Source organism: Mycobacterium sp. 1423905.2, assembly GCF_001673155.1.
Taxonomy (GTDB): Bacteria; Actinomycetota; Actinomycetes; order Mycobacteriales; family Mycobacteriaceae; genus Mycobacterium.
In genome coordinates this window covers 1-9,526 of the sequence record NZ_LZLE01000129.1, presented here as the reverse complement: position 1 = coordinate 9,526, position 9,526 = coordinate 1, and the positions used below count along the sequence as shown (strand labels likewise).

9 protein-coding genes and 3 pseudogenes are annotated in these 9,526 nt (G+C 67.4%); 5 read left to right on the top strand and 7 right to left on the bottom strand.

What is annotated here, in order from left to right:
* The 6 genes and pseudogenes from A9W95_RS26040 to A9W95_RS07095 all read right to left on the bottom strand — a co-directional run.
* Positions 1 to 87 (bottom strand): annotated as a pseudogene (locus A9W95_RS26040) (Sec-independent protein translocase TatB); the annotation flags it as partial.
* A gap of 74 nt (positions 88 to 161) precedes the next feature.
* A complete protein-coding gene (locus A9W95_RS07115; RefSeq protein ID WP_067410138.1) occupies positions 162 to 1,304 on the bottom strand; it encodes an Mrp/NBP35 family ATP-binding protein in 1,143 nt (380 codons plus the stop codon).
* Positions 1,305 to 1,334: 30 nt separating this feature from the next.
* Positions 1,335 to 2,723: a lytic transglycosylase domain-containing protein gene (locus A9W95_RS07110; RefSeq protein ID WP_067410135.1), complete on the bottom strand. Its 1,389-nt coding sequence runs from the start codon at positions 2,721 to 2,723 to the stop codon at positions 1,335 to 1,337.
* 112 nt (positions 2,724 to 2,835) lie between these two features.
* Entirely contained in the window at positions 2,836 to 3,378 is a 543-nt protein-coding gene (locus A9W95_RS07105) for a DUF1003 domain-containing protein (protein ID WP_067410132.1), read from the bottom strand.
* Positions 3,375 to 4,682: a magnesium transporter MgtE N-terminal domain-containing protein gene (locus A9W95_RS07100; protein WP_067410129.1), complete on the bottom strand. Its 1,308-nt coding sequence runs from the start codon at positions 4,680 to 4,682 to the stop codon at positions 3,375 to 3,377. Before A9W95_RS07100 ends, A9W95_RS07105 begins: the two co-directional genes overlap by 4 nt.
* A gap of 70 nt (positions 4,683 to 4,752) precedes the next feature.
* Positions 4,753 to 5,370, bottom strand: a complete 618-nt coding sequence (locus A9W95_RS07095; protein ID WP_082982948.1) for a DUF4190 domain-containing protein — start codon at positions 5,368 to 5,370, stop codon at positions 4,753 to 4,755.
* Between the two features lie 113 nt (positions 5,371 to 5,483).
* Between A9W95_RS07095 and A9W95_RS07090 the strand changes: the two genes are divergently transcribed.
* The 5 genes and pseudogenes from A9W95_RS07090 to A9W95_RS07070 all read left to right on the top strand — a co-directional run.
* The gene (locus tag A9W95_RS07090; RefSeq protein WP_067410125.1) at positions 5,484 to 6,014 is read left to right on the top strand and encodes a general stress protein; all 531 of its coding nucleotides are present in this window, start codon (positions 5,484 to 5,486) and stop codon (positions 6,012 to 6,014) included.
* 16 nt (positions 6,015 to 6,030) lie between these two features.
* Entirely contained in the window at positions 6,031 to 7,443 is a 1,413-nt protein-coding gene (locus A9W95_RS07085) for an extracellular solute-binding protein (RefSeq protein WP_067410122.1), read from the top strand.
* Positions 7,440 to 8,318: a carbohydrate ABC transporter permease gene (locus tag A9W95_RS07080; protein WP_067410119.1), complete on the top strand. Its 879-nt coding sequence runs from the start codon at positions 7,440 to 7,442 to the stop codon at positions 8,316 to 8,318. Before A9W95_RS07085 ends, A9W95_RS07080 begins: the two co-directional genes overlap by 4 nt.
* Entirely contained in the window at positions 8,308 to 9,147 is an 840-nt protein-coding gene (locus tag A9W95_RS07075; RefSeq protein ID WP_067410116.1) for a carbohydrate ABC transporter permease, read from the top strand. The genes A9W95_RS07080 and A9W95_RS07075 overlap by 11 nt, the downstream gene beginning before the upstream one ends.
* Positions 9,148 to 9,151: 4 nt before the next feature.
* Positions 9,152 to 9,367 (top strand): annotated as a pseudogene (locus A9W95_RS07070) (ATP-binding cassette domain-containing protein); the annotation flags it as partial.
* 11 nt (positions 9,368 to 9,378) lie between these two features.
* On the opposite strand, the pseudogene A9W95_RS26750 reads toward A9W95_RS07070, so the two are convergent.
* Positions 9,379 to 9,513, bottom strand: a pseudogene (locus A9W95_RS26750) (ABC transporter ATP-binding protein); the annotation flags it as partial.
* Positions 9,514 to 9,526 lie beyond the last annotated feature (13 nt).

The following is a 9,526-nucleotide window of genomic DNA, read 5'->3' as shown; positions in this document are numbered from 1 at the left end:
CCGCAGCTTCTGCAGCTCGCCGAGTTGGCCCCGCAGTTCGTCGAACTCGGGCCCCATGTCTTCGCGCAGCTGATTGCCCACCCCCGAGCCGACCGCGCAACCGCCGGCGCAGCCGGAACGGACTCCGTTCGACTCCGACGCAACCTGAGCGCTGGGGCGCACTAGCGCCGCGACGGGTCCAGGCCCAGCGACATCCCCGCCAGACCGCGCCGCCGCGATGACAACGCATCGGCGATGCTGCGCAGCTCTTTACCGACCGCCGAATCGGGGGAGTTGAGCACCAGCGGCACCCCCGTATCCCCGGCCGCCACCAGCGCGGGATCCAACGGGATCTGTCCCAGCAGCGGCACGTCGGCGCCGACCGCCCGGGACAGCCGCTCGGCGACCTGCCGGCCGCCGCCTTCGCCGAACACCTGCATGGTGCTGCCGTCGGGCAAGATCAGGCCGGACATGTTCTCGACCACGCCGGCGATGCGCTGCCGGGTCTGCAGCGCAATGCTCCCGGCCCGTTCGGCCACCTCGGCGGCGGCCAGTTGCGGGGTGGTAATCACCAGGATTTCGGCGTTCGGGATCAGCTGAGCCACCGAGATGGCGATGTCGCCGGTTCCCGGCGGCAGGTCGAGCAGCAGCACGTCCAGGTCGCCCCAGTAGACGTCGGCCAAGAACTGCTGCAGGGCCCGATGCAGCATCGGCCCGCGCCACACCACCGGGGTGTTGCCCTGGGTGAATTGGGCGATCGAGATGACCTTCACCTCGTGGGCGATGGGCGGCAGGATCATCGATTCGACCTGGGTGGGCCGGTCGGTGGTGCCCATCATGCGGGGGATGGAGTGGCCGTGGATATCGGCGTCGAGCACTCCGACGGACAGGCCGCGCGCGGCCATCGCCGCGGCCAGGTTGACCGTCACGGTGGACTTGCCGACGCCGCCTTTACCCGAGGCGACCGCATAGACGCGGGTCAGCGAGCTGGGCTGGGCGAACGGAATGACGGGTTCGGCGGCGTCACCGCGCAACTGCTTGCGCAGCTCGGTGCGTTGCTCGTCGTTCATCACATCCAGGCTGACCTGGACGGCCCCGGTGCCGGGGACGTCGGTGACCGCTTGGGTGACCCGCTCGCTGATCTCGGTCTTCTTCGGACACGCCGCGGTGGTCAGGTAAATCCCGACGTGCACGCTGCCGTCGGCGTTGACGTCGATGCTTTTGACCATTCCGAGCTCGGTGATGGGCCGCCGCAGTTCGGGATCGATCACTTTTGCCAAGGCGGCGCGAATAGCCGCGGTCAGGTCTTCAGGAGTTCCGGACATCACCGCCGAGTGTAGGCGGTTGTGCGCGGGTCAGCTGACGGGCGTGAACACCGGTTCGTTGCCCGCGGGCGGCTTGGGCGCCTGGCTCTGCGGCGGGCCGGCCGGCTTGGGTGACGGCGCCCCGTTTGGCCCAGCGGCCGGGCCGGCCGCAGGTGCGGGCAGCGGGGGCGCGGCCGGCGCGACGGGAGCCACCGGCGGGGCCAGCGGGTCCGGCGGCATCGGCGCTGCGGGAGCCGGGGGAGCGATGACTATGCCGCCCGCCGGCACGGGCGCACCACCGGGCGCAGCCTCGGGAGCATTCTGGGAGCCGATGCAGATCAGCGTGCAGCCCGGCGTCGCCACTGGTGCCGGCGCCGGCAGTGCCGGGTTCGGCGCCATCCACGGCCACATGGGTTGCTGCCACGCGGGTGTTTGACTGACCAACTGCGGCGGTCCGAAGTCGATCAACGGGATGTGGGTCATCGGGTCGTTGCTGCCCAGCCCGTTGACGTTCATCGGCAAGCCCGGGCCCAGGCCCTCAGGGTGCTCGAGGTGGGCGTCGCCGATCGGCGGCGGCGGGCCGGTGATCGGCGGTAGGTCGACCGGCACCACGCCGGTGGCGTACGCGGCGGCCCACCCCAGCACGTTCTGGGCGTAGGGCATCGAGTTGTTGTAACGCAAGATCGCCGCGGTGACCTGCGCCGGGTCGCGCAGGTTGAGCCCGCCGCTGCACAGGTACCGGGCGGCGGCCAGCGTGGAGTCGAACAGGTTCTGCGGGTCGGGGACCCCGTCACCGTCGCCGTCGACGGCGTAGCGGGCCCAGGTGCCGGGCAAGAACTGCATGGGTCCCATGGCGCGGGCGTAGGTGACGCGGTTGCCGACGTTGCTTTGGATGATGACCTCGTTGCCGGGCAGCGTGCCGTCCAGCGAGGGCCCGTAGATCGGGTTGACCGCGGTGCCGCGGGCATCCACGGCGCCCCCGCCGGCGTGGCCCGACTCGATGCGGCCGATGCCGGCCAGCAGGTTCCAACTGACACCACAACCCGGTTCGGCGGCGGCCATCTTCTGTTCGGCGTTTCGGTAGGCCGACAACGCCATGATCGGGATGCCCAGTGCGCCAGGCGCATTGACGATCATAGGAGGCGGCGGCGCTGAGCTGGTGGCCGCCGCGATGTGGAAGCTGGTGGGTGGGCGCTCGATCGAGATGACCACCGGGCCGGACAGATCGGTGTGTGGCGACGGGGCCACCGCGGCCACCGGCGTGATGGCCGCGCGCACCGGAGTTTTCCCGGGAAAGGCGGGCGCCGCACCACCGACCGCGCCGGCGAAAATAAGCGGAGTGATGACGGCTACGCCAAACGCCGGTGTCCGCGCCGCGTACGCCCGCTGCCGCACCTTTGCGACGGCCGGGTGAGCACCCCAGCGTCCCCCTATGCGCACTCGACCGTCCTCAATATGAGCCGTCAGGAAACGACGTTGTCTCAGTTTGGTGAACTAGATCACCATACATAACTCGCGTCACGGCAGTAGCGCAATGGCCGAACTCTAATTCTCAGCTTGATCTCTTCGTGCGCCGCTCGGCCGCCTCGCTGACCCGCAGTGGCGCGGGCTCGGTTGTCTTGGGCTGCGGTTCGGCCAACAACTGGCGCAGGTTGTCCAGTTCGTGGCGCAGGTAGTCACGCGTGGGGACCTCGCCGATGGCCAACCGCAAGGCGGCCAACTCGCGGGCCAGGTACTCGGTGTCGGCTTTGGTTTGGGCGGCGCGGCGACGGTCTTCTTCCAGCGCCACCCGGTCGCGGTTCTCCTGGCGATTCTGGGCAAGCAGAATCAGCGGCGCCGCGTAGGCGGCCTGGGTGGAGAACGCCAGATTGAGCAAGATGAACGGGTACGGGTCCCAACGCCATTGCACCGCAAAGAGATTCAGCCCGATCCAGACCAGCACCACGAGGGTCTGCAGCAGCAGGTACCGGCCGGTGCCGAAGAACCGGGCGATGGATTCGGTGAACTGCCCGATTGTCTCAGGGTCCAGCCGCAGTGAGAACCCGCGCGAGGTCCGCGGGGTGTACAACCGCCGCGGAGCCGACGAGTTGCTCACTGGATTCCTCCCGTCCGGGCGGGCCGGCCCGCCGGGTCCATCTGCTGGACGTCGGCGCGCCAGTCATGCGGCAACAGATGATCGAGCAAGTCGTCCACAGTCACCGCTCCCAACAGATGGTTCTGGTCGTCGACCACCGGCCCGCACACCAGGTTGTAGGCGGCGAAGTAGCGCGTCACCGAACCCAGCGGCGTCTCCGGAGCCAAGGTGAACAAATCGGTATCGATCAGACCGCCGATCAGTTCGGCCGGCGGCTCGCGCAGCAACCGCTGCAGCTGCACGCAACCAAGGTAGTGCCCGGTAGGCGTCGCCGTCGGAGGGCGCGCGACGAAGACCATCGAGGACAGCGCTGGGGTGAGGTCGGGGTCGCGCACCCGCGCCAGCGCCTCGGCCACCGCCGTGTCCGGCGTCAGCACGACGGGGTTGGAGGTCATCAACCCACCCGCGGTGTCCGGGGAGTGTTTGAGCAGCCGGCGCACCGGGTCGGAGTCGTCGGGGTCCATCTCGGTCAGCAGCATCTCGGCATCGGTCGGGTTCAGCACGCCGAGCAGGTCGGCCGCGTCGTCGGGATCCATCTCCTCGAGTACGTCCGCGGCCCGTTCGGTGCCCAACTGCGACAGCGCTTCGGCCTGGTCCACCTCGGGCAGTTCCTGCAGGATGTCGGCCAGCCGTTCGTCGTCGAGCGCCTTGAACACCTCCAGGCGGCGCTTGGACGGCAATCCTCGGATGGCGTCGGCGACGTCGACCGCCCGGCGCCCTTCGAACTGGTCGAGCAGCTGCGCCACCGCCTGCCCGGGCATCGCCAATGCCGACGGGGTCAGCCCGTGCACGTTCTGCCAGTCCACGATGTGCACCGGACCGCGCCGGCCCAGCCGCCGGTGGCTGCGCACGGCCACCCTGGTCACGATCCAATCCCGGGTGCGGGTCTGCTCGATGCCCAGGTCGGTGACCGCCACCTCGGCGTTGGCCAGCTCGGGCAGCGCCGGATCGGTCACTTTCACCTGGGTGTCGAGAACCTGTCCCAGGGCCAGCACCTCACCCGGGCGCTGTTCGAAGTGACGCAGGGACACGTTCCCGGTCTTGAGGGTCACGGCTTTGGGTTCGATGGCGGCCACTCGCAGGATCGGGATGAAGATGCTGCGCCGGGTGGCCAGGTCGACGACCAACCCCAGCACCCGGGGTTGCTGGCGGACGATGCTGATGCTGATGACGACGTCGCGGACCCGCCCGAAGGATTCTCCCAGTGGACCCAGCACCATCATCCGCGCCAGGCGCGCCACATACACCCTGTTGACCGATCCCATGACTGAGAGCCTAAGCAGGGAGGAGCCCGATGGCAGCCGGGCCAGCTTGGTCGGTCAGAAACGCCTGGTGCTAATGGGACGCGGCGACGTTGATGATTCCGATCACCATGATCAGCAGCAGACCGGCGGCGCCGATCGCGATGCCGGCCACCGCCATGCCGTAGCCGCTCTCGCGGGTCTGCTTGATCTGGTTGAGCGCCACGATGCCCAGCACGATGGCCGCGATCGACCCGATGATGCAGCAGAAGAAGCCGGCGAACGAGGTCACCAGGGAGGCGATCGCGAGGTTGTTGGTGCCGGGTTGCGCGGCGCCGTACGGGCTCGAGTAGTCCGGCGGTGGCGGCGGGTAACCGGCAGCGGGATACCCGCCGGCATATGAGGGCGGTCCGTAACCAGCCGACGAGCCGCCGTAGGGCGGCGGCATGGGGGGATAGGGCTGGTAGGCCGACCCCGGCTGCGGACCGGGCGGCGGGTAGCCGGGCCCAGGGCCGGGTTGCTGGTAGCCGGCGCCGTAGTCGGGCGTATATCCGCCGGAATAGCTGGGCGGGTAGTCGGGAGCGGGCTCGGCCGCGGCAGCGCCCGACGGCGATACCCACGGCGCCTGCTGGGTGGGCTCGTTGGATCCGGCCGAGTGGCCTTCGTGTGGGGCCTTCGCGCCTTCGCCGGAGGGGTCGCCGGGAGCTGTCATGGTGATCAACCTAGCGTGCTTTGCCCGCGTTTCGTCAGCTCCGGGTTGAGCGCTACGTGCGGGGACTTGCCATAGATGAAACGATGGCAGCGGCAAGAGGAGAATGAAGACCCATGACTAGCCCATTTCAGCCCGGCCAGGTGCCCGGCGCGACGCCCCCTGCCGGCGGTGCGGGTCGACGCAATGTGCCTCCCGGATTGCCGACCCCGCCCAAAGGTTGGCCGGTCGGGTCGTATCCCACGTATGCCGAGGCGCAGCGCGCCGTCGACTACCTGTCCGACCAGGACTTCCCCGTGCAACAAGTGACCATCGTCGGCGTCGACCTCATGCAGGTCGAACGCGTCACCGGCCGGCTCACTTGGGCCAAGGTGCTGGGCGGTGGCGTGCTCAGCGGCGCGTGGCTGGGGTTGTTCATCGGGTTGGTGCTCGGTTTCTTCAGCCCGAACCCGTGGGGTGCGCTGATCACCGGTCTGGTGGCCGGAGTTTTCTTCGGTCTGATCACCTCCGCCGTCCCCTATGCGATGGCTCGTGGCACCCGGGATTTCAGTTCCACCTTGCAGCTGGTGGCCGGCCGCTACGACGTTCTGTGCGACCCGCAAAACGCCGAAAAGGCGCGGGATCTGCTGGCGCGCTTGGCTATCTGAGGCCAATACCGGGCACGTGTTGGTCAGTCGCGGTCGCATCCGGCGCATGGCGGCGGCCGCCGTGGCCTTATGTATGACCGCCTCGGTGGTTTCGGGTTGCGGGTCCAGCAGCCACGGCTTGGTGCTGAGCTTCTATACCCCGGCCACCGATGGCTCGACTTTCACCGCCGTGTCCCAACGCTGCACCCAGCAGGCCGGCGGACGCTATGCCATTGCGCACGTCAGCTTGCCGCGCTCTCCTGATCAGCAGCGACTGCAGCTGGCCCGGCGGCTGACCGCGCACGACCACAATCTGGACCTGATGGGCATCGACGTGGTGTGGACCGCGGAGTTCGCCGCGGCGGGCTGGGTGTTGCCGTTGTCGGACGATCCGGCCGGGTTGGCCGAGTCCGATGCCACCACCGACACCCTGCCAGGGCCGCTGAAAACGGCCACCTGGGGCGGCAAGGTGTATGCCGCGCCGGTCACCACAAACACCCAATTGCTGTGGTATCGGCCGGATTTGGTGCCGCAGCCACCTGGCGACTGGGATGGGATGGTCGCCGAGGCGGCACGGTTGTACGCCGCGGGTCAGCCCAGTTGGATCGCCGCGCAGGCCAATCAGGGTGAGGGTTTGGTGGTGTGGTTCAACACCGTGCTGAGCAGCGTCGGTGGGCAGGTGCTGTCCGAGGACGGCAAACATGTCACGTTGACCGACACGCCCGCGCACCGGGCCGCCACCGTCGCGGCGTTGCGGGTGCTCAAATCGGTGGCCACCGCGCCCGGGGCCGACCCGTCGATGTCGCGCGCCGAAGAAGGCGCGGCCCGACTGGCGTTCGAACAGGGCAAGGCCGCGCTGGAAGTCAACTGGCCGTATGTGTTTGCATCCATGTTGGAGAACGCGGTGAAGGGCGGCGTGCCGTTCCTCCCGCTGAACCGGCTGCCGGAGTTGTCCGGCAGCGTCAACAGCGTCGGCACCTTCGTGCCCAGCGACGAGCAGTTCCGCATCGCCTACCAGGCTAGCCAGCGGGTGTTCGGTTTCGCGCGTTATCCCGGGGTGGTGCCGGGGCGGCCGGCCAAGGTGACGATCGGTGGCCTGAACCTGGCGGTGGCCGAGACGACGCAACACCGGGCCGAAGCGTTCGATGCCGTCCGGTGCCTGCGCAGCTTGCAGAACCAGAAGTACGTCTCGATCGAGGGAGGACTGCCCTCGGTGCGGACCTCGCTGTACTCCGACTCGCAATTCCAGGCGAAGTACCCGATGTACAACATCATTCGTCAACAACTCACCGATGCCGCGGTACGGCCGGCGACGCCGGCCTATCAGGCGGTGTCGCTGCGGTTGTCGGCGGCGCTGAGCCCGGTGAACGCCATCGATCCCGAACGCACCGCCGACGAACTAGCCGCGCAGGTGCAAAAGGCCATCGACGGTAAGGGTTTACTGCCGTGACCGCGTCGCGCGCCGAACAACGGTTGGCCCTGTTGCTGGTCGCCCCGGCGGCGTTGCTGATGCTGGCGGTGACGGCTTATCCGATCGGCTACGCGATGTGGTTGAGCCTGCAGCGCAGTAGCCTGGCCACCCCCGACGACACCGTCTTCGTCGGCCTGGGCAACTACACCACGATTCTGACCGACCGGTATTGGTGGACAGCACTTTTCGTTACGCTGTCGATCACCGTGGTGTCGGTGAGCATCGAGTTCGTGATCGGACTGGCGCTGGCGCTGGTGATGCACCGCACCGTGGTGGGCCGGGGATTGGTGCGCACCGCGGTGCTGATTCCCTACGGCATTGTCACGGTCGCGGCGTCCTACAGTTGGTACTACGCGTGGACGCCGGGTACCGGGTACCTGGCCAACTTGCTGCCGCACGGCAGTGCGCCGCTGACGCAACAGATCCCGTCGTTGGGCGTGGTGGTGCTCGCCGAGGTGTGGAAGACCACACCGTTCATGTCGCTGCTGTTGCTGGCTGGGTTGGCGTTGGTGCCCGAAGATCTGTTGAAGGCGGCTCAGATGGACGGCGCCGGCGCCTGGCGTCGGCTGACCAGGGTCATCCTGCCGATCATCAAGCCGGCGGTCGTGGTGGCGCTGTTGTTTCGTACCCTGGACGCGTTTCGCATCTTTGACAACATCTATGTGCTGACCGCCGGGGAGAACAACACCGATTCGGTGTCGATCCTGGGCTACAACAACCTGTTCAAGGGGTTCAACTTGGGGCTGGGTTCGGCGATCAGCGTGTTGATCGTCGTCTGTGTGGCGCTGATCGCGGTGATCTTCATCAAGCTGTTCGGGGCGGCGGCGCCCGGCGGAGATGTCGATGGGCGCTGATCCGCGGACCGCTCGGCGCGCCGCGATCTGGGTGGTCGTCGACGTGTTGGTCGTAGCGTATGCGTTGTTGCCGGTGCTGTGGATATTCAGCCTGTCGCTCAAACCGTCGTCAATGGTTAAAGACGGCAAGCTAATTCCGTCGACGGTGACGCTGGAGAACTACCGGGGTATCTTTCGCAGCGACGTGTTCAGCTCCGCCCTGATCAACTCCATCGGAATCGGATTGGCCACCACGGTGATCGCGGTGGTGGTGGGCGCCATGGCCGCCTATGCCGTTGCCCGCCTGGAATTCCCGGGTAAACGTGTGCTGATCGGGGCGACCCTGCTGATCTCTATGTTCCCGGCCATCTCGCTGGTGACCCCGCTGTTCAACATCGAACGTGCCGTCGGCCTCTTCGACACCTGGCCCGGACTGATCCTGCCTTACATCACCTTCGCCTTACCGCTGGCGATTTACACCTTGTCGGCGTTCTTCCGGGAGATCCCCTGGGACCTGGAGAAGGCGGCCAAGATGGACGGCGCTACCCCGGGCCAAGCCTTCCGCAAGGTGATCGTTCCGCTGGCGGCGCCCGGAGTGGTGACCGCGGCGATACTGGTGTTCATCTTCGCCTGGAACGACCTGCTGCTCGCCCTGTCGCTCACCGCGACGAAGGCGGCGATCACCGCGCCGGTCGCGATCGCCAACTTCACCGGCACTTCACAATTCGAGGAGCCGACCGGCTCGATCGCCGCCGGTGCGGTGGTGATCACCGTCCCGATCATCATCTTTGTGCTGATATTCCAACGACGAATCGTCGCCGGGTTGACCTCTGGTGCGGTGAAGGGATAATGCGATGGCCGAAATCGTGCTGGAGCACGTCACGAAGAGCTACCCCGACGGCGCGACGGCGGTGCACGACCTGAACATCACCATCGCCGACGGCGAGTTCCTCATCTTGGTTGGCCCGTCAGGCTGCGGTAAGACCACCACACTGAACATGATTGCCGGACTGGAGGACATCTCGTCCGGAGAACTGCGCATCGGGGGCGAGCGGGTCAACGGGAAGGCGATGTTCTGCCGCACCGTCATGTGCGGGTACAGCGCATAGGACTGAAACACCATCGCGATGTCGCGGTCTTTGGGTGCCTTATCGTTGACCCGCTCGCCCCCGATGCGCAGTTCTCCGGACGAGATGTCCTCCAGTCCGGCAATCATGTTCAGTGTGGTG

Coding starts and splice junctions, on each gene's coding strand:
- A9W95_RS07095 (WP_082982948.1), bottom strand. CDS start 5,370: ATGACAGCTCCCGGCGACCCCTCCGGCGAAGGCGCGAAGGCCCCACAC.
- A9W95_RS07115 (WP_067410138.1), bottom strand. CDS start 1,304: ATGTCCGGAACTCCTGAAGACCTGACCGCGGCTATTCGCGCCGCCTTG.
- A9W95_RS07090 (WP_067410125.1), top strand. CDS start 5,484: ATGACTAGCCCATTTCAGCCCGGCCAGGTGCCCGGCGCGACGCCCCCT.
- A9W95_RS07100 (WP_067410129.1), bottom strand. CDS start 4,682: ATGGGATCGGTCAACAGGGTGTATGTGGCGCGCCTGGCGCGGATGATG.
- A9W95_RS07075 (WP_067410116.1), top strand. CDS start 8,308: ATGGGCGCTGATCCGCGGACCGCTCGGCGCGCCGCGATCTGGGTGGTC.